This window comes from Bacteroidales bacterium (genome assembly GCA_031275285.1).
Classification (GTDB): domain Bacteria; phylum Bacteroidota; class Bacteroidia; order Bacteroidales; family UBA4181; genus JAIRLS01.
Genome location: JAISOY010000083.1, coordinates 14,686 through 35,192 on the forward strand (window position 1 = coordinate 14,686; position 20,507 = coordinate 35,192).

General features: G+C 38.2%; 20 protein-coding genes and 2 tRNA genes. 18 read left to right on the plus strand and 4 right to left on the minus strand.

The features are described from left to right. Positions 1-47 precede the first annotated feature (47 nt). Positions 48-998, minus strand: coding sequence for an AraC family transcriptional regulator (locus LBQ60_08805; GenBank protein ID MDR2038010.1), 951 nt, complete (start codon positions 996-998; stop codon positions 48-50). Between the two features lie 258 nt (positions 999-1,256). Here LBQ60_08805 and LBQ60_08810 point away from each other — a divergent pair, with 258 nt between their 5' ends. The 7 genes from LBQ60_08810 (at position 1,257) to LBQ60_08840 (ending at position 5,490) form a co-directional block, all read left to right on the plus strand. Beyond that, positions 1,257-1,661, plus strand: coding sequence for a DUF4405 domain-containing protein (locus LBQ60_08810; protein ID MDR2038011.1), 405 nt, complete (start codon positions 1,257-1,259; stop codon positions 1,659-1,661). A 148-nt stretch (positions 1,662-1,809) separates the two neighbouring features. Continuing rightward, positions 1,810-2,106 carry a helix-turn-helix domain-containing protein gene (locus tag LBQ60_08815; GenBank protein MDR2038012.1) on the plus strand — a complete coding sequence of 99 codons (297 nt, stop codon included), beginning with the start codon at positions 1,810-1,812 and terminating at the stop codon, positions 2,104-2,106. A gap of 147 nt (positions 2,107-2,253) precedes the next feature. Beyond that, a complete protein-coding gene (locus LBQ60_08820; protein ID MDR2038013.1) occupies positions 2,254-2,667 on the plus strand; it encodes a nitrophenyl compound nitroreductase subunit ArsF family protein in 414 nt (137 codons plus the stop codon). Between the two features lie 15 nt (positions 2,668-2,682). Beyond that, positions 2,683-3,381, plus strand: a complete 699-nt coding sequence (locus LBQ60_08825; protein MDR2038014.1) for an aromatic aminobenezylarsenical efflux permease ArsG family transporter — start codon at positions 2,683-2,685, stop codon at positions 3,379-3,381. Positions 3,382-3,393: 12 nt separating this feature from the next. Further along, positions 3,394-3,627 carry a thioredoxin family protein gene (locus tag LBQ60_08830; protein ID MDR2038015.1) on the plus strand — a complete coding sequence of 78 codons (234 nt, stop codon included), beginning with the start codon at positions 3,394-3,396 and terminating at the stop codon, positions 3,625-3,627. Between the two features lie 4 nt (positions 3,628-3,631). Continuing rightward, positions 3,632-4,975 carry a permease gene (locus tag LBQ60_08835; protein ID MDR2038016.1) on the plus strand — a complete coding sequence of 448 codons (1,344 nt, stop codon included), beginning with the start codon at positions 3,632-3,634 and terminating at the stop codon, positions 4,973-4,975. Positions 4,976-4,986: 11 nt separating this feature from the next. Further along, complete coding sequence (locus LBQ60_08840; GenBank protein MDR2038017.1) at positions 4,987-5,490, plus strand: GNAT family N-acetyltransferase; 504 nt, start codon at positions 4,987-4,989, stop codon at positions 5,488-5,490. A gap of 38 nt (positions 5,491-5,528) precedes the next feature. On the opposite strand, the gene LBQ60_08845 is transcribed toward LBQ60_08840, so the two are convergent. From LBQ60_08845 to LBQ60_08855, 3 genes are all read right to left on the minus strand, one after another. Next, positions 5,529-6,494 carry a DUF3887 domain-containing protein gene (locus LBQ60_08845; protein MDR2038018.1) on the minus strand — a complete coding sequence of 322 codons (966 nt, stop codon included), beginning with the start codon at positions 6,492-6,494 and terminating at the stop codon, positions 5,529-5,531. Between the two features lie 40 nt (positions 6,495-6,534). After that, on the minus strand, positions 6,535-8,838 hold the full coding sequence (locus LBQ60_08850; protein ID MDR2038019.1) for an alpha/beta hydrolase: 2,304 nt from the start codon (positions 8,836-8,838) through the stop codon (positions 6,535-6,537). Between the two features lie 65 nt (positions 8,839-8,903). Further along, complete coding sequence (locus tag LBQ60_08855) at positions 8,904-9,179, minus strand: DUF2089 domain-containing protein (protein ID MDR2038020.1); 276 nt, start codon at positions 9,177-9,179, stop codon at positions 8,904-8,906. A 230-nt stretch (positions 9,180-9,409) separates the two neighbouring features. Here LBQ60_08855 and LBQ60_08860 point away from each other — a divergent pair, with 230 nt between their 5' ends. From LBQ60_08860 to LBQ60_08910, 11 genes are all read left to right on the plus strand, one after another. Next, a complete protein-coding gene (locus tag LBQ60_08860; protein MDR2038021.1) occupies positions 9,410-10,948 on the plus strand; it encodes a peptide MFS transporter in 1,539 nt (512 codons plus the stop codon). 199 nt (positions 10,949-11,147) lie between these two features. Continuing rightward, complete coding sequence (locus LBQ60_08865) at positions 11,148-11,945, plus strand: inositol monophosphatase (GenBank protein MDR2038022.1); 798 nt, start codon at positions 11,148-11,150, stop codon at positions 11,943-11,945. Positions 11,946-11,963: 18 nt separating this feature from the next. Further along, on the plus strand, positions 11,964-12,743 hold the full coding sequence (locus LBQ60_08870; GenBank protein MDR2038023.1) for an SDR family NAD(P)-dependent oxidoreductase: 780 nt from the start codon (positions 11,964-11,966) through the stop codon (positions 12,741-12,743). 372 nt (positions 12,744-13,115) lie between these two features. After that, positions 13,116-13,955, plus strand: coding sequence for a hypothetical protein (locus LBQ60_08875; GenBank protein ID MDR2038024.1), 840 nt, complete (start codon positions 13,116-13,118; stop codon positions 13,953-13,955). Between the two features lie 110 nt (positions 13,956-14,065). Beyond that, positions 14,066-14,138 (plus strand) — tRNA-Gly (locus tag LBQ60_08880). Between the two features lie 35 nt (positions 14,139-14,173). Beyond that, a tRNA-Leu gene (locus LBQ60_08885) sits at positions 14,174-14,259 on the plus strand. 379 nt (positions 14,260-14,638) lie between these two features. Further along, a complete protein-coding gene (locus tag LBQ60_08890; protein MDR2038025.1) occupies positions 14,639-16,105 on the plus strand; it encodes a redoxin domain-containing protein in 1,467 nt (488 codons plus the stop codon). Positions 16,106-16,420: 315 nt separating this feature from the next. Further along, positions 16,421-17,503, plus strand: a complete 1,083-nt coding sequence (gene carA, locus LBQ60_08895; protein ID MDR2038026.1) for a glutamine-hydrolyzing carbamoyl-phosphate synthase small subunit — start codon at positions 16,421-16,423, stop codon at positions 17,501-17,503. Positions 17,504-17,550: 47 nt separating this feature from the next. After that, positions 17,551-19,227 (plus strand): S41 family peptidase, encoded by a 1,677-nt coding sequence (locus tag LBQ60_08900; GenBank protein MDR2038027.1) that lies wholly within the window; start codon positions 17,551-17,553, stop codon positions 19,225-19,227. Between the two features lie 39 nt (positions 19,228-19,266). Further along, positions 19,267-20,091 carry a UDP-2,3-diacylglucosamine diphosphatase LpxI gene (lpxI, locus tag LBQ60_08905; GenBank protein ID MDR2038028.1) on the plus strand — a complete coding sequence of 275 codons (825 nt, stop codon included), beginning with the start codon at positions 19,267-19,269 and terminating at the stop codon, positions 20,089-20,091. Between the two features lie 18 nt (positions 20,092-20,109). After that, positions 20,110-20,439 (plus strand): hypothetical protein, encoded by a 330-nt coding sequence (locus LBQ60_08910; protein ID MDR2038029.1) that lies wholly within the window; start codon positions 20,110-20,112, stop codon positions 20,437-20,439. Positions 20,440-20,507 lie beyond the last annotated feature (68 nt).

A 20,507-nucleotide genomic window follows, 5' to 3' on the forward strand; every position in this document is an offset into this window, starting at 1 on the left:
TCCGAAAATGTAGGGTATCCTCTTTTTATATGATATTGTTCGTATACTCATTTTCTCATAGCATATTCTTTAGGGTTTTTGCCGGTATATCTTTTAAACAATTTTGAAAAATGACTTAAATTGGAAAAACCTAAAGCATAGCCAACATCAGCTATTGTCATACTTTTATCACTTTTCAACAAAGAAGCAGCCTCATTTATCCGTGCGGACAAATAATAATTATAAATGCTATCACCAAAGACCTTTTTGAATAACTGTTTCATTTTTGTTTCGCTCATTCCTATTGAATGTGCAAGCCCGTTAAGTGTGGGAGGTATACTCAGGTCATTCAATATTATTTTTTCTATGCTGAGTATCTTCTCTATATCATTCTTGTTAAAATGTATAGAATCATTAGAAGCCCGCCTTGAAAAACGAATGAAGAAATGATACATTAAATCCATTATTTTTATTTTGTAATAGAGCTTCTCCAATTTTCCATGCTCTTTATTTTCATAAAGTTCTCTTAAAATCTCTTTCATTCCTAATGTCACATTTTCCTGATAGATAAACGGTCTGTTCAGGTTGTCCGTAAAAGCAGCAAACTCCTTTGATTTCGGACCAATATTGATTATGGAAAGAAGTTTCTTTAATTTTATTTTTACAATAACATTACAAAAAGGTGTATTTGCAGAAAGCTCATCTTTTACATCGATAGTGTCATTCAGGACCTGAACATTGGATAAATAGTTCTTATCCTGTTCCAGGTAACAAATAAACCGGAAAGTAATTGAATCTTTGTTTGTATTTGTTGCTACCCTGTTGAATGTAATTGGCTCTTTTAAATTGTATGAGTGGATAATAACACGTAAATCACTGTCAATATCGATCCTTTTTGCGTATCCCTGACCAAACCGGGACGGCAGATATAATACATTATCCCTGATCTCTGAATTGAGTTTTCTGGCAAACTCGTCCATATAGCCGGAATTCCACTTAGGTCCAAATTCTATATACATTATTCCCGGTATTAAATTTTTATAACTATACTAAGTTAAATCAAAGGTAAAAAATATGTCGGATATTGATAAAAATATGTCGTATTTGTAGTTTATGATCCTATCCGGTAAAATACTTTTGCACTTGATCAAAAATATTGGATATGGGTTTTAATAAAAACAAATGGTTGGCGGTATTCATTGATATTTTCCTGTGTTTGCTATTAATGACAAGGATCATATCAGGATATTTACCCCTTATAAATAATTGGAAAACAGATGAAATCTAAAAAGAATAAGTGGTTGAATAAATTCCTTAAAGTATTTCTGTATATTTTGTTGGCTACAGGAGTAGTATATACGCTAATGCTTTATAATATATTACCTCCGGGTAATGATGAGTTGTGGGGCGGCTTACACAGGATTTCGGGGTTTGTCTTTTTAATTTTTGTCTTAGTGCATTGTATCAAAAATCGGAAATGGTATAAAGCATGGTTCACTCAAAAGCTGAAAAATAAGAAAAGCAGGCTCGCTAAATTCATATCTGTTTCTTTTGTGCTTATGCTCCTATCCGTGATGTCGGAAGATTTATTTACACAGAACCAGTTTGTTCTCATCCATATATTAATAGGATCTGTATGGATTCTGGGTATCCTGTCTCATTTTAACAGTAAAAAATACTGAAAAATATATTCCTGAGAAAACAGGTTTTAATTGAAACATTGATCTTATCAATCATTTTATAAAACATTGTAGTGTACTTTTCCATCTTTAGATAGATAGAATTTTTATTTGATTTATTCGTATGTTTGCCAATAATAAAATGATGACAATGGAGAAGAAAGAATATACCCCTGAACAGGAACAGATGGCACTTATGGCAAAAGCCCTGTCACATCCCGCGCGCATATCTATTTTACAAATGCTTTCCAAACAATCCTGCTGTTATCATGGCGATTTATCAGAAGTTTTACCTATTGCAAAAAGTACATTATCAAGACATTTAAAAGAACTAAAAGCAGCCGGATTGATACAGGGAACATTTTCACTTCCAAATATCAAATATTGTATTAATCGCCAAAACTGGGAAATAGCAAGAGATTTATTCCATTCACTATTCGATGATTAACAGCTTCAAATAAAAAATCTCACTGTTTTTTTGATAAAACAGTTCGCATGTTTGCGAACATTAAAACTATTCATATATTTGCAAAATATAAAACAAATGGGACAGTTTGTTGTAAAGTGCAATTAATCAATTAAATAATGTATGGGCATGAAAAGGAATATTATGTATGTACTGTTAGCTTTCACTTTTGTCGCTTGTGGCGGAAATTCGAATGCAAAAAATGATAAAAAGGAAAACACTCTCGGGACAGACCCCTCTATGGTGAATGTTTACTATTTCCACGGTAAGCAACGTTGTAAAACTTGTATAGCTGTAGGCGAAGTATCTGGGAAAACAACAAAAGACAACTATACCGGAAAAAATGTAAAGTTCATAGAAGTAAATACCAGTGACAAACAATTTGAAAAACTGGTTGAAAAATATCAGGTTACATGGAATGCATTAATTATAGCCAAAGGAGACAATTCTATCGACTTGACTGAACAGGCTTTTGCAAACGCAATCATTAATCCGCCGGCTCTTGAGGAAATCATTAAAGCAGAAATTGACAAAAGACTGTAATCCGGCAACGTTATGATGGAATTTCTCCAAAACCTGGTGGATGGTTCGGGCTTTCCCTTACTTACAGCGTTTTTGCTGGGATTAATGACTGCCATCAGTCCTTGCCCCCTGGCGACAAATATCACTGCTGTAGCTTATCTGAGCAAAGATATTGCCGATAAGAAGAAGGTATTGTTCAACGGGATATTCTATACCATTGGACGCATATTTTCCTATACAGCGCTTGGTATTGTATTTTTCTTTGGCGCCAGTCAGTTTCAGGTTGCCCGTTTTCTTCAGGATATAGGTGGATTGTGGTTGGGAGTGGCCCTGGTAGTTATTGGGATATTGGTGTTGGATATTATCCATATTAAAATACCTGTATTAAATAAATGGACTGCACGGTTAGGAGAAAAACCACACAAAAAAAATTATTGGAATGCATTTTTATTAGGAGTGCTATTTGCACTCGCATTTTGTCCTTACAGTGGGGTGTTATATTTTGGTGTACTCATTCCCATGACCATTGCCAGTCCGTCGGGCTTATTGCTTCCTTCCGTTTTTGCTATTGCTACAGGTCTGCCGGTAATTGTTATTGCATGTTTATTAGCATACAGTATAAGCAATGTAGGCGGTTTTTACAATAAAATGCAGGCTTTCCAAAAATGGTTTAAACGTATTGTTTCCGTAATTTTCATTGTTGTCGGAATTTATTATATCATCATAAATATTTAAAATCAAATTACCATGGAAGTAATCATATTGGGCACAGGGTGTGCAAAGTGCAAACAATTGTATGAACTTGTTCAGGAAGTCATCAATGAATCAGGGATAGATGTCAATCTCAGCAAACAGGAAGACATTATGGAGATCATGAAATACAACATAATGACCATGCCGGGATTAGTGGTTGATGGAACGGTAAAGGTCAAAGGATATGTTCCTTCAGAAAATGAGATACGAAAAGCACTGAATATTTAAAGTTATGGAACTGAAAAAAGAGCTCAGGATATTGATATGGATCATCGTTGTTTTTGCTGCGGTTTTCTTTATGCCGATTGGTAACCAGACTTTTATGACAGCAATAGCTGCCACATTGGATCTTGCTAAATGGTATGCACAAGAACATGTAGTGTTGTGTTTGTTACCGGCATTTTTTATTGCCGGGGTAATATCCGTATTTGTCAGTCAGGGAGCGGTCTTAAAATATTTTGGTGCCAACGCGAAAAAATGGCTGTCATATACTGTCGCCGGAGTATCCGGGGCTATTCTTGCAGTCTGTTCTTGCACCATACTGCCTCTTTTTTCCAGTATCTATAAACGCGGTGCCGGTTTAGGACCGGCCATTGCATTCTTGTATTCAGGTCCTGCCATAAGCATACTGTCAATTATTCTTACTGCACGAATCCTGGGTTTTGAAATGGGGATGGCACGAATGATCGGAGCAATCGGTTTTGCTATTATCATCGGTCTGATCATGTCCTTTATATATCGCAAAGAAGAAAAAGCCAAAAAGGAAGAACAGATGAATATACCTCCTGTTCCTGAAAAACGTCCGATGTGGCAAACTACCATTCATTTTTTTTCTTTGGTACTGATACTCGTTTTTGCTAATTGGGGAGCACCTTCACCGGATGATACGGGAAGTCTTTGGTACTACATTTATTCTTATAAATGGTATATTACCGCAGGTTTGTCACTGGTACTTGCCTACTCATTGATTCATGTACTGAAAATAAAGTGGACATGGGTATTGGCAGGTATTGTAGCAACAGTTATATCTGCGTTTCTCGCATCGCATTTTGTCGGTAACCCGAAATTTGTGCCACTGATTCCTATGATTACCGGAATAATTTCATTAAGCCTGATGACTTTACTGGATAAAAGGAATGGCGAGAACAGGGAATGGACATTGTCATCATGGGGATTTGCCAAGCAAATCATCCCCTTATTGGCAGTTGGCGTACTTATTGCCGGTTTTATGCTCGGTTCTACCCATGACAATATATCTATACCGGGAGTGATACCTAATGAATGGGTGCAATGGGCTGTCGGGGGAAACTCTTTTTTTTCAAATTTCTTTGCGAGCCTTGTGGGGGCATTCATGTATTTTGCTACTCTTACCGAAGTTCCTATAATACAGGGTTTATTGGCTTCAGGTATGGGAAAAGGTCCTGCATTAGCTTTATTATTGGCCGGACCTTCATTATCTTTGCCCAATATGTTAGTCATTAAAGGTGTGCTGGGAACAGGGAAAACAGTGGTTTATGTATCGCTGGTAGTAGTGATGGCAACTATTTCAGGGCTAATATACGGAACATTCTTTTAATCATTCATACAATGGCATCTTTAATAAACATAAGAAAAATAGCACTGGAGGATGTACCGGCCATTTGCCGTATCTATAACTACTACATTGAACATACGGTCATTACGTTTGAAACATCACCTGTCTCGGAAAATGAGATGAGTCAACGGGTAAAAAGCATTATCAGTGACGGCTTTCCTTATTATGTCGCAACAATCAACGATAAAATAGCCGGTTATTATTACCTGAATAACTGGAATAACCGGTGTGCGTATGCGTTAACCAAAGAAGTCACTGTTTATCTGGATAAGGAATGTACTGGTAATGGTTTGGGAACACTTTTGTACCAACATCTTTTCGAAAATCTGGATAAAGAAAAAGTCCATGTACTCATTGCCGGGATCTGTATTCCAAATGAAAAGAGTGTACGGTTACATGAAAAATTCGGTTTCAAACAGGTGTCCAACATGAAAGAAATAGGACGAAAGTTTGATGAATGGCGAGACGTCGGACACTGGCAACTGGTTATGACCTGATCATACACTATTCAAATCGTTTGGTTATTTACTACGAATTATTTTTCATCTGCCGGTGGTCTTATAAACAAACCGCTGATCTGTCCCTGTTTATTGAAAGTAAGTTGCAAAGTGATGTTCTTTTGAGAAAAATGGCAGGGGATCATCAATATATCATATTCTTCACGGGTAATTGCCTTTACATCAGTATCCGCTTCTTTAAATTTTCCATTGAGTGTAATCAGCTGTGTCCATAGCATTCTCAGCTTATTACTATTTACCCCTTCCTTCATTTTTTCATCAAAATATAGAATAATCCTCCCGTAATCACCACTATTGAGATATCCTATTACCTTACCTGCTGTTTGTTGAATCGTTTGTCCTTCAGGTATCCGGAATTCTTCTGCTGTTAACAAGGCCTGTTTTGTCGTTACGGAATCTTCGGATGTGATGATGGTTTTTTCGTTGCTACTGAAGAACAAAAAATTTCCTCCCAGCAACAATATGAAAATGCATTTGGATATGATCTCTGCTACAAGCAAAGCGCCAATGAAGACAATGTTGCCACGTGTACCTCTTATGTTGCATGACACGATGAACGCATGATACATCAACGTAATCATCCAGACAACGAATATGAAACAGATAACGACAAAAATGGCTGTTTGCAACATATCGAATATGCTTTCAGGCACAATCGGAAGAAATCCGACCAGGGCGAGAAATAACATCGGGGCCCTTGATAGGGCCATGGTGCCTGCAATATCAATGGGGCGTATTTTTGATCTGGAAAAAAGAGCTCCTGCCAGCCACATAACGATAAATACTGAAATAAGATTAATGGCCTGTGCGGCAAATGCCTCTGCAAAACTGTGGGAAAGAGTGTGTACATCCAGTACCCCGTCAAAAAACATATGGTTTATTTTTCCGAATATGGCGGTAGCCAACATGATAACTATACCTAAACCTAATGCTCTCCATCCGGCAATTTTTTGAAAGGGGTTGACCAGCCATTTAGTACTCATGATCTTAATTATTAATCGTTTTACGTATGTGAATAAAATATTATTTTGTCTGTTCCAATATCCAATCTGAAATGTCTTCCAATACAACGGGCGAAAAAGTCTGTTCTATAATAGCATACTCACTGGGTGATCCCGTTTCACATTCCTGGAATAAATGATTAAGGCCCGGGTATTCTTTTACGGTAACTTTGTCATTTCCGCCTTTTTCCAAAGCATTTTTGATAGCACTGAGGTTTCTTTCCGATGGTACCTGTAAATCTTTTTTACCATTTAATGCAAATACGGGACAGGTTACTTTCTGTAGAATGATAGATGGGTCATATTTGATAAAATACAACATCCATGGGTTGGTAACACTCATTACAGCTTTATTTATCTGATCTTCAGCTGTGCTCTCCTGATCGCCCAAAGTGATCTTTCCCGATTTAACGGCCTCGGAAATGATATTTTTTATATCTTTTTTTAGATCGGCCACAGATCCGGAATTATTGACAATACATTCATAAACGGTGGAATTGATTTCTGAAGATTGTCTGATTTCTTTTTCAGGCACACCTGATGCTTTGGCGATCAGTTCCGTTTGCATCAACAAAATGGAATCACCACGAATCCCGCTTCCGGCAAGTAATATAATAAAATCCACATCTTTGGATTTGACGGCTACCATCGGTGCAATGATACCACCTTCGCTATGGCCGATCAATCCTATTTTTTTATGGTTGATTTCTTTTCTTGTTTTCAGGTAGGTAATCGCACTTTCAACGTCAGTAGCCAGGTCTTCGGTGGTGGCAAGGGAAAAATTACCGGTAGATTGGGCTGTCCCACGATCGTCGTACCGCAATACGGCAATTCCGTTACGGGTCAGATAATCTGCTATTACGAGGAACGGCCTGTGATTCAATATCTCTTCGTTCCTGTCCTGAGCACCGCTACCCGAAATCAATATTACGGCAGGGAAATTACCTTTTTCTTTCGGAATAGTTAAAGTTCCTGCCAGGGTAATATCCGCATGGTCGTTCCTGAAAGTAATATCTTCGGAAGAATATGGATAGGGTTTCACAGGATCCTGGGGCCTTTTTACCGTTTTTATATCTGTTATTTCCCGATACAGGTTCAGTGGGATTTTAAACCCGTTCTGCTCAAAAATCCCTATAATTGAATCATTCTGCCATTCCCCTTCGTATTTCAGTCCGATATTGGGCATTCCCAGGGATAATCTGGAGCCGTCGAACACAATCGTGGTGACAGGAATGTCATTCGCTTTCTGATCCGGACTATCCATGGTGGCGGATAATTTATTATCCGTCTCCCGGATATGAAAAATAAGTCTTAGGTTGCCCATGAGGCTATTCCATTGTCCGGTAATTATATTGTTTTCAGACAATGCTGTTACAGCTTTCAATCTTGAAAAGACATTCCGCGTTTGCCCCGGATCTTTAAAATTGAAATAATAAGCCTGTCCGCCTTGGTCAATCATCCTGATTACCGGATTCATATTCCCTTTCAGGCTGAGCCTTACTTTTTCGCCAGTGGTTAGTTGATAATTTCCACGCTGCACGCCCGGCATCCCGAAACCATTTGTACGCATGCTTATGGCCGGCATTTCTTCCCGGGTAATGGTGTCTGTTTTTGTAATTTCATTAATAGGAATTTGTATTCCATACAGACCACTCATTTTGAAAACATCCTCATTGATACTCACTTTCGGATCCCGGTATCCTATCCATATCAACAATAAGACAAGGCCTATAACAACATAAGGTATGGTCCGGAATACCCGTTGCCTGGTTCCGGTTTTTCCGGTCATTAAATCGGATATCTCCTGTTGTCCGGTTTTTTCCGCAATTTTATCGATGATCAACAGATCATCCGGAGCTACTACATAACGGATATGATCGGTAGCTATGATTGCCAGATGATTGGAACGTCTTGCGAACAGGTGTAATTCAGGATGGCCCTTGGTTGAGAATAGTCCGAACCGTCCAAAAGGGCCAGAATAGCCGAAGGAACGCCACATCTTTTTCTCCTCGGCATCTGTCATGAAACGGACTGCTTTTATCTTATCCAGCGGGATATGGATATTTCCGACATATCTTTTAATAATAAAATCTTTATCTGTAAGTACATATTGGTTAGGCGTACATGCCAATCCTGCTACTGATATACTAAGAAACAGGAAAAACAGGATGCACCAGTGAATATTTTCTACTATGCCATATTGAATATATTCCGGGAAAAACAACCATCCGAATATAATAACAGGTAAAATACCTAATAAAAAGGTCAGGACCCATGTTTTTTTATCCTGGGTAGATGGACTGATGTACAAAATTGTATTTTTCATTTGCTTTATATTTTGCTTTTAAGACCAGGTATGATGTCAGAAATTGATTATTGGCTCAATCATTTTTATTTTTTTTCTTCATGCTCTTCCCTTTCGATTTTACTGATAATATCATCCAGTAAATTGCGTACGGTAGGATAACTTAATCCCATGTGCTTGGACATTTCTTTCAGGCTTCCGCTTTTCTTTACGAAACTGATGATGAATTCTTGTTCTTCACGCGTAAGTCTCGCCAATAGAGGTAATTCATATAATCCGGAAACTTCCGTCTGGCATGTTTCACATTTCAGGCTTTTTACTTTGAGTACTGATTGGCAACTCGGACATATACAGGGTAACATAATTCGATGTTTTTTTTGCAAATATAAGATCAATTTTAATTATATTTATACTAATTTTAATAAAATTAAGTGTATGTTTAATTATTGTGAATCGTGATATGTGGATATTATATCATAAAAATGTTTATCTTAGTGATAAATCATTCGGTTTATTCGAAAAGATTTATATTTTTGATGCGTTAATCTTTTGCAATAACTTAATCATCCTGATTTAATAAAAACTGATTCCTATGTTTAAAAATCATCCAAAAGGCCTGCTTGGAGCTGCTCTCTCGAATATGGGAGAACGTTTCGGGTTCTACATTATGATGGCCATCCTATTGCTTTTCCTTGAGTTCAAATTCGACTTTGTGGGAACACCCTACGGAGGCCTCATTTATTCAGTATTTTATGCGCTGATCTATGTTCTTGCACTTGTTGGCGGTTTGATTGCAGACAGGACCAAGAACTACAAAAGCACCATTACCATAGGTATCGTACTGATGATGATCGGTTATGCGGTGATTGCATGGCCTACGCCGACACCTGCCCCCAATAAAACGATCACTTTAATCATCACCTGTCTCGGACTGTTTGCAATTGCTTTCGGTAATGGCTTGTTCAAGGGTAATCTCCAGGCTGTAGTCGGACAACTTTATGACAATCCCGAATACTCCGACAAACGTGATACGGGTTTCCAGATCTTCTATATGTTCATCAATGTAGGAGCCATGTTTGCACCTCTTCTTGCCGTGGGGCTCAGGAACTGGGTCGTTTCATCGCAGGGATATGCTTTTAATGAAGATCTTCCAGCCCTTTGTAACGAGTACTTATCAAATGGAGCAGCAATGACTCAGGAAGCTATGGCCCGTTTTACGTTACTTGCTTCTGAGGTCGGAAATAAATTACCTAATCTGGCAGATTTTGCAAAAGATTATCTTAACGTATTCGTTACCGGTTATCACTACTCCTTTGCCATTGCAATCTTAGCGATGTTGATATCTTTTGTGATTTTCATGACAAATAAGAATAAATTGCCGAATCCGGCCGATAAAAGTATTAATAGATCTCAGGCAGCAGAAATCGTAGAAATGAGTGCGGCAGAAATCAAGCAACGTATATACGCCTTGTTTGCCGTATTTGGTGTCGTTATCTTTTTCTGGTTCTCTTTTCACCAAAACGGAGTAACCCTGACAAAATTTGCCAATGACTATACCCGTCTTGACGGTATGGTTCTGGATCTTGGATTTACTGTCCTTAAAGGCGCCGAGTTGTTCCAATCCTTTAATCCATTTTTCGTGGTGTGTCTTACACCCATAGTGATCGGACTTTTCGGTTGGTTGAAAGCCAGGGGAAAAGAACCTTCCACTCCCAAGAAAATAGGAATAGGCATGGGTATTGCTGCAATTGCCTTTGTAGTGATGGCTCTCGGCTCATACGGACTTCCTTCTACTCAGGAAAGAATAGCCGAAGGCGGATTGAATCCAGCTTTGCGTGTAACCCCGTGGTTGCTTATAGGTACTTATTTTATCCTTACAGTGGCAGAATTATTTATTAGTCCCCTCGGATTGTCATTCGTATCAAAAGTCGCTCCTCCCCAGTATCAGGGTATCATGCAAGGGGCATGGTTAAGTGCAACGGCAGTAGGAAATCAGCTTTTATTTATTGGTACTATATTATACAATAACATCCCTATCTGGGCTACATGGACCGTATTCGTAGTAGCATGCCTGTTATCGATGGGTACAATGCTTGCTATGGTCAAGTGGCTTGAAAGAGTAACAAAATAAATGATAACATAAAGATATGAGAGCCGATGTGTATATACACATCGGCTCTTCAAATCAGGAAGGGCGTTATTTGTTTGACTACGATAGCAATGCCGGTAAAAATGGTACGATTATATACATAATGTACCGGTAAGTAGCATCAATAATTAAAAAAATCCTACATTTGCTATTTGGTTTATAAAATATTAAGAGAGATCGTATGATTGATTTTCAGGAACTTTGCATGAAAGTATGTGAAGTGGCCAAAGAAGCAGGAACTTTCATCCGTAAGGAAGCGGATACGTTTTCATCGAAAAAAATTGAAGTAAAAGGGCTGCATAATTTTGTATCTTATGTGGATAAAGGATCGGAGCAGCTGATCGTGGAACGGTTGCAACAACTGCTTCCTGAAGCCGGTTTCATTGCCGAAGAAGGTACCAATGACACCCGGGGAGATAGATATAACTGGGTTATCGATCCACTGGACGGGACTACAAATTTTATCCATGGATTACCCCCTTATGCCGTCAGTATAGGCTTATTGGAAGATAACCGTCCGGTAATGGGGGTTGTATATGAAGTGACCCTAAAAGAATGCTTTTACGCATGGAAAGATAGTGCCGCCTATCTCAACGGAAAGGAAATACGTGTTTCTGATAGGACTGTAGTACAGGATGCTTTGATTGCCACAGGTTTTCCTTATTATGACTATCATCTAATGCGACCTTACATTGAATGCCTGGAATATTTTTTGAAGAATTCACATGGGGTAAGACGTCTTGGATCGGCAGCTACTGATCTTGCTTATGTTGCCTGCGGACGTTTCGAAGCATTTTATGAATATAGCCTCAGCCCATGGGATGTGACTGCAGGTGTGTTCATCCTGCAACAGGCCGGAGGCCGGATCAGTGATTTCTCCGGTGGGGATAATTACATTTTCGGAAAAGAGCTGGTGGCTTCCAATGCACCTATTTTTGATGAGTTTTTACATGTAGTGCAAAAATACCTACATAAATAATATGTTAATATAAAGAAAATGAAAAAAATAGCTTTAGTTACCGGAGCAACGGCAGGCATCGGAAAGGCGACTGCAGAAATTTTGGCATGCAACGGCTATAATCTCATTATTACCGGTCGTCGTAAAACGATACTTAACGAATTGAAAGGTGAATTGGGCGTAAAATTCAAATGCGATGTTCTTGCCCTTAATTTTGATATTCGTAACCGTGAAAGTACAGAAACAGCCATAGACAAATTACCGGCTTCATGGAAAAAGATATCCGTATTGGTCAACAATGCCGGATTAGCAGCCGGATTGAGTCCGATTCAGGATGGATGGGTAGATGATTGGGATCAAATGATTGATACCAATGTCAAAGGTTTATTATACATTACCCGCAAAGTAGCACCTTTAATGGTCGAAGCCGGAAGCGGACATATTATCAATATTACTTCCATAGCTGCCAAAGAAGTATATGAGAACGGGAATGTATATTGTGCGACCAAGCATGCGGTTGATGCGCTGACAAAGGGAATGCGCATTGACCTGCTGAAACACAACATAAAAGTCACATCAATTGCTCCCGGAATGGTAAATACTGAGTTTTCCCTTGTCCGCTTCAAAGGAGATAAAAATCGGGCTGATAAAGTCTATGAAGGACTTGTTCCGCTTAATGCGGATGATGTTGCAGAGGCGATCTGGTTTGCTGTTTCAAGGCCTCCCCATGTCAACATTAATGATCTGTTGATCATGCCTACGGCGCAGGCAACCATTACTGCCACCTATAGAAAAGAGAGCAATGAGGTAAAGCGGTAGATAGCTTCGTTTTGATTAGCTATTTATACTGGAAGTCGAGACAAAACCGATATTGATATTGATAAATTGTAACCTTTTCAGGAGGTTTCTCGTATAAACATTTGTAAGTAATACAATATTTTGTAATTTTACTTTTTTATTTTTTAAGGGTTCTTCTTAATATGAAAAGAGTTTGTATCATTTTGGTTTTTTGTGTGTTCTCAGGAGTAGTGATGTCATCATGTGCTAGTAGTAAGCCTTGTCCGGCATATCGTTCTGTGTCAATGGTTGAGCAACCTGCTGATACCGTTTTTCCGGGATAAGTTAGGAGTCGTTTTTCTGTCCATTGCCCATCTCTTGATTTAGAATAAATATAGTTCATAACATCATTGTGTGAAAAAATATTTTACAGTTTTTATCTGTATAATAAATACTTCACTTGCAGTATTGGCTCAGGGTGAAATTGATCTGCAACCGAAGGTATTCTACCGCAATGAGTGGTCTGTGGCTGCTATGCTTAATTCTAACGGATTTGGTGCTAATTATCGATATGGAAAAAGGATCAATGCCCGCAATAAACGGCTTTTTGAGGTCGACTTCGCATACATGAAGCATCCTAAGGAATCCAAAACTTATACGCCGGATGGTTCAAGGGTTGTCTACGGAAAAACTAATTTAGCATTTGACTTTCGTTTTGCTTTAGGGCGTCAGCATGAAATTTTTCGTAAATATGATGTAGGAGGTATCGCTATCCGTTATTTTTATAATTACGGGCCGGCAGTAGCTATGCTTAAGCCTATATATTACAATGTTGGGGAAGCAGTACAGGTACCCGGTAATCCTCCAATCACCGTAATTATGCCTTTGGACGATCCGGAAATTTTTGATCCGACCTGGTATGGTAATAATATTTATGTGCTCAGCCGCTCATCCTTTTTTAAAGGATTCAATAAGATGGAATTTGTTCCCGGTGTTTTCGGGAAATTTGGGATCAATTTTGAATATAGCAAGCAGGACCGGATCATACATGCGTTAGAAGCTGGTTTTATTATAGAAGCATTTGCAAAAAAAGTTAAAATACTGAACCTTGACGATCCTCCTACCTATTTGGATAAAGTCGCTAAAAATCAGCAATTTCTATTTACATTATTTGTCAGCTATCGTTTCGGGCGAATCGTCGATCCGTATGAGGTGAAGAAAAAACGTGAGCGTTCTAAAGAGATTAGTTATTGAGCCTCTTGAAGTAACCTCGCCTGAGTCATATTTTTTCCATTTTTTTTTCTAGTTTTCTTTTGACAAATATATTTTTGTTCTATCTTTGTCGCGTCAAAAATGAAACACCTGCGGAAATAGCTCAGTTGGTAGAGCATAACCTTGCCAAGGTTAGGGTCGCGAGTTCGAGTCTCGTTTTCCGCTCTGATTTTTCCCGAAAATTCGGGATTTTTTATAGAGCCTTGGTGGTGGAATTGGTAGACACGCGGGACTTAAAATCCCGTGGGCAGTAATGTCCGTGCGGGTTCAAGTCCCGCCCGAGGTACACAAATAAAAAAGCTTGCGATATGGTCGCAAGCTTTTTTATTTTCTACAACACGATCAACATAAAACAGAAATTGATGCGATTTTTGAAATGTAGAAAAAGAGTACTGGTCATAGGCGGATTTGTTTGTGGAAAATATTATCAAATATATTGATAATGAGTATATTATTTTCCGGTCATTTATATGGAAAAGATCACCTGTATTAAAAATTTGAAGAAAAACCCAGTAAATAATAAATTGTCTGTATATCTGATATTTGCAATAAATGAAAATCAAACAACCATTTAATGGTTCAAAATTTGGTAATTATTTATTAACTTTGACAGATTTTTAGGCTATGATAGTAGATAGCACAGAAATCAATAAACATAATTGAATATGAAAATTCTGTTATTTTGTAAAAATATTTTTCTCTTGTCCTTCCTGACAACAATTTCTGTTTTTTCTCAAGGGTATGAAATTAAAATATCTTTAAAAAGCAAAAATGATACAGTGATGCTGGGACATTATTTTGCTAAAAGAGATATGATGATTCCTGATGATACAGTGGTTCTGGATAAATCAGGAACCGGAATCTTTAAAGGAAAAAAGAAACTGGATCGAGGGGTCTATTTCATCATTAATGATCAAAAGCAACTTTTCGATATTATAATAGGCGATGAACAGAAATTTGAGATATTGGTAGATACTGCCGATATGCTAAATAAAACCCGGTTTAAATCCTCTATTGAAAATGATGTGTTTTTTGGTTTTCAGCGTTATAACATTGAAAAATCCATAGAAATGCAGCAATTGCGTCAGGAATTTGAAACTGCTACGGAAGAACGAAAGAATGCAATACGTATCCGGTTACAGGAAATGAATAAAGAACGGATTGAGTATATTCAACAAACGATAGATGCCCATAAAGGCTTATATGTAAGTAAGTTTTTAAATTCACTTGTTCCAATAGACAGTAAATTGCCTGATTATCCGCGTGATGCAGAAGGCAATATTACTGATTCCACGTACCTGTACCGATGGTACAGGTCACATTTTTTCGACAATTTTGATATTTATAATCCGGATATGTTACGTACTCCTTTGTATGAGGAGAAGTTAATGGAATATATGACCCGGGTCATTCCGCAGCATCCCGATACCATTTGTGTAGAAGCAGATAAAATATTGGCAAAGACGAAATCTAACGATGATATTTTCAGGTGTGTACTCGTGTCACTATTTAATTACTACACCAAAAGTAAAATAATGGTACATGAGAATGTATGGGTACATTTGGCGGATAAATGGTATATTCCTAATGCAACATGGAGTACTGCCGATTATATCGAGACATTAAAAAAAGAAGTAGAAAAAAGAAGGTACAACCTGATTGGTATGATGGCTCCTCCGATGGAAATGCTGATGGCTTTACCTCCTGATCATTTCAGGGCGGCAGCATTGGATACTGCTATTAAATTTGACTTATATGCAGGTGTGAACATACAGGATTTTCGTAAGAGCCTGAAAGGGAAATATACCGTTATTTTATTCTGGGACTATGCATGTAGCCATTGTAAAAAAGTAATTCAGGACCTGTTTCAGGTATACGAAGAGTATAAAGACAAGGGGTTGACGGTAGTTACTGTACAAACTGTAATATCCAGAGAAGCCAAAGGAAAATGGATTGATTATATTAATGAGCACCAATTTTTCGGTTGGACCAATGCATGGAGTCCGTTCAGTAATAAATATCGGGATCTGTATGATGTTTCTATGACTCCGATTATATTCCTGCTTGACGAAGATGAAAAGATCATTGGAAAACGTTTGGTTCCGGAGCAAATAAAAGATTTTATTGAATAGTGAAAATGACCGGTATTGAATTCAAGTATAAAAAAACGATCAGATACCGGGAAGTTTCCGGAGATTCAATGTTTACGGGAATAATGTTTGAATTCGTGGCATTGACATACATAGCCAATTTGGTATATGAGGGCCTTATGTCTCCTGGTAAATCCGATGATATGGTTTTTCTTGACAACAATTCCAGTTTTTTTCATGAATTACGAAAATTCTTTTAATGAGAATACCCTTTTATGTCCATAGGTCAGGACCATATTATAAGCCAGATGATGAGCATATTATATATTTATCAGAGAATTGTAAACAATTAACATAATGACAGACATCAAGATTATTTTGGAAGATGGGACCGAATACACTGGAAAATCATTCGGATACAAAGGATCAGCAGCAGGCGAAGTAGTATTTAATACGGCCATGACAGGATATCCGGAAAGCCTTACGGATCCTTCTTATAAAGGACAGATTTTGGTTTGTACCTATCCTATTATTGGGAATTATGGCGTGCCGGGAAATGAAACGGAAAATGGAATGCCTAAATATTTCGAATCTGATGGAATTCATATTTCAGCATTGGTAGTGACTGACTATACGGCTAATTATAGCCACTGGAGTGCAACCAAAAGTCTGGCCGAATGGATGGAAGAATATAAGGTACCGGGAATATATGGTGTAGATACTCGGGCATTGACCAAACATCTCCGCGAAAAAGGTACTATGCTGGGAAAAATAGTGTACCAAAATCAGGATGTCCCATTTTATGATCCATATGAAACCAACATGGTGGATATGGTTAGCTGTAAGGAAAAAATGGTATATGGAAATGGAAAATACCGTATTGTGCTGATAGATTGCGGAGTAAAATATAATATCATTCGCGATTTAATCGCGAATGGTGCCACAGTGATCAGAGTACCATGGGATTATGATTTCCTGAATGAAGATTATGATGGATTGTTCATTACCAATGGTCCTGGCGATCCCATTAAATGCGAAGTCACGATAAAGAATATTGCTAAGGCTTTTAAACGTGATGAACCCATGATGGGTATTTGCTTGGGGAATCAGATAATGGGACTGGCTGCAGGTGCGGAAACATATAAATTGAAATATGGACATCGTAGCCATAACCAGCCGGTGCAGCAAGTTGATACCAATACTGCATTCATTACAGCCCAGAATCATGGTTTTGCAATCAATCTTGATACACTGTCGGATGAATGGGAGCCATTCTATATCAACCTTAATGACCGGACTAATGAAGGTATCCGTCATAAAACGAAACCTTTCTTTTCGGCGCAGTTTCATCCTGAAGCTTCAGGAGGAGCTACAGATACGGAATATATGTTTGGTGTATTTATTGATGAAGTAAAAAAATATAAATCAATAAATAAATAATCATATAGGAATTAAGTTTCTAATTTCTGTTTTTGATTATATAGTATATGCATTTTAACCAACGAAAAATAAAAATCAGTATCCTTCTGACGGTTGTAGTCATCATCACATCCGTATCATTTGTACAACTTTCCGATCGGGAATTTCAGATTGTAAAAAACATGGACATCTTTTTTAATTTGTTCCGTGAAATTAATTTGTTTTATGTGGATGATACCGATCCTGAAAAATTGATCGAAAAAAGCATTGAAGGAATGTTGGAAACGTTAGACCCGTATACCACATTCATTCCTGAATCGGCTATGGAAGATTACAAAACCGTGACTACCGGTCAATATGCAGGCGTAGGCCTTCTTGCCCGGAATATGGATAATTCCGTTGTCATTATCGATATTTCAAAAGGTTCCCCGGCAGATAGAGCAGGACTGAAAATAGGTGATGCATTATTGAAAGTAAATGGAGAATCGGTTACCGGAAAAGATGAAATTGCGATCCATGAGTTATTCAGTGGCGCCCCGAATACGAAGTTACAGATTACTTACCAACCGGTATCTTCAAAAAAAGAAATCAGCAAGGAACTCGTCCGGGAAATGATTTCTATTCCTAATGTCCCATATTACGGAACGTTGGATTACCCCCAGAATAAGATTGGTTATATTCGTTTATCCAATTTTTCCACTAATGCAGGAAAAGAAGTTAAAGATGCTTTCCTTGCATTAAAAAAGAACCATCAAATCGATTATCTGGTATTGGATGTTCGCAGTAATCCCGGAGGGCTGTTGCTTGAGGCTGTGGATGTGGTCAACCTGTTTATCAAACGCGGGCAGGAAGTGGTCAGCACACGGGGGCGTATTAAGCAGTGGGATAATATATATGTGACACGGCACGAACCTGTCGATACAGTCATTCCTTTAGCGGTGATTGTAAACCGTTCTTCTGCATCCGCTTCGGAAATCGTTGCTGGAGCTATCCAGGACTTGGACAGGGGTATCATTGTGGGGCAACGAACTTTTGGTAAAGGTTTGGTACAGGCTACTCGTCCCTTGAGTTATAATACTCAACTGAAAGTAACCACCGCAAAATACTATATTCCCAGTGGACGTTGTATCCAGGCGCTGGATTATACCCATCGTGAAGCCGATGGTAGTGTAGGATATATTCCTGATTCGTTGATCCGGGAATATAAAACATTGAAAAATAAAAGAATCGTTAAAGATGGAGGAGGAGTAAGCCCGGATATTGAAGCGCTTCCGGAAACACTCAGCCGTATAGCAGTTACATTATATATGCGCCATCTTATTTTTAATTATGCTACCTTATATACACAACAACATGATTCGATTTCTTCTGCCAGGACTTTTGACATTACCGATCAAGAATATGATAAATTTTTGGAATACTTGAAAGATAAATCTTTTGATTATCAAACGGAAACAGAATCAACCTTTCTTAAATTAAAGCAACTTGCAGGAAAAGAAAAATATTTGGAAGATGCAATGCCTGAATTTGATGCGCTTCAGGAAAAACTGAAACATGACAGATTCAAGGATTTAGAAATCCATAAAGAGGATATCAAAGAATTATTGAGCGAAGAAATTGTTTCAAGATACTATTATGGTTCGGGAAAAATAGCCAATACTATACGGAAAGATACGCAGATCCGGGCAGCATTGGATGTGCTTACCGAAACAGATAAGTATCAATCAATATTAAATGTAAAATAAATTATCGAGTCTACGAATAGAACCAAAAAACAATCTACTATGTCAGAAATTAAAAAATTAGGAATGCTTGCCGGAAGTGGTATGATGCCGGTAGAAATCATTAAGTATTGCAAACAAAAAGGGATCGACTTATTTGTAGTAGGTCTGGAACCATTTGCCAATGAAGATGTTTTTGCCGATTTACCTCACACTATGGCAAAACTTGGAGAAGCAGGTAAGATAGTTAAAGCACTTAAAGGATATGGGGTGCAGTATGTGGTCATGGCAGGGGGAATCAAACGCCCTTCTCTGAAAGAATTGATTCCTGACTGGGAAGGAATGAAAATTATGGGTAAGCTGGCCATCAAAAAAATGGGTGATGATAGTATGTTCAGGGCTATCATTCATGAATTTGAGAGTCGTGGATTTAAAATTGTGGGTATTGAAGATGTAATTCCTGAAATGCTGTTTACAGAAGGGATTTACGGAAAGGTGAAGCCTTCTGATGACGATATGGATGATATCAAACGTGGCATTGAAGTAGCCAAAGCCTTAGGGAGTGTAGATGTCGGACAGGCAGTTGTTGTTCAGGAAGGAATGGTACTTGCCGTCGAAGCCGTCGAAGGAACGGATAATATGCTTTCCCGTGCTTCGATGTTAAAGAAATCAGGAAAAGCGCCTGTAATGGTGAAAATTAAAAAGCCCGGGCAGGAGGTACGGACAGATATGCCTGCAATAGGTCTACAATCCATAGAACAGTTGAAAAAATACGGCATGAAAGGTATTGCCGTGGAATCAGGGGGGATACTTTTGATTGAAAAAGAAGAGGTGATCAAAATGGCTGATGAGTCAGGGATCTTTATTATCGGAATGAATATTGATTAATTTCTTATAGAGAATTTGATGAGTACTTTTCTATTGTCAATAGCCATCGGATTTGGAGTCGCAGTACTTGATATTGTTCCAATGGTTTTGCAACGATTGCCCACCTATATGACTATAGCCGCATTTATTCATTATTTTTTTATTTCTATCATCATCATTAATATAAAGCTGCCCTATATCCCGTGGTGGATGCAAGGAGGGTTAATCAGCCTGACCCTGATCACACCCTTGATGATACTTATTGGGCATACGGATAAGAAACCACTGCCTGGTATCCTCATAAGCGCGCTTGTATTGGGGACATTGGTGGGATTTGCCGGATATGTGTTGCGGTGTGATTATTTTTGATGTAACATCTTGAATAAATGCAGGGAGAATGTTGGTATGTGAAAGTGTTTTTTCGCATGTTCATTCTT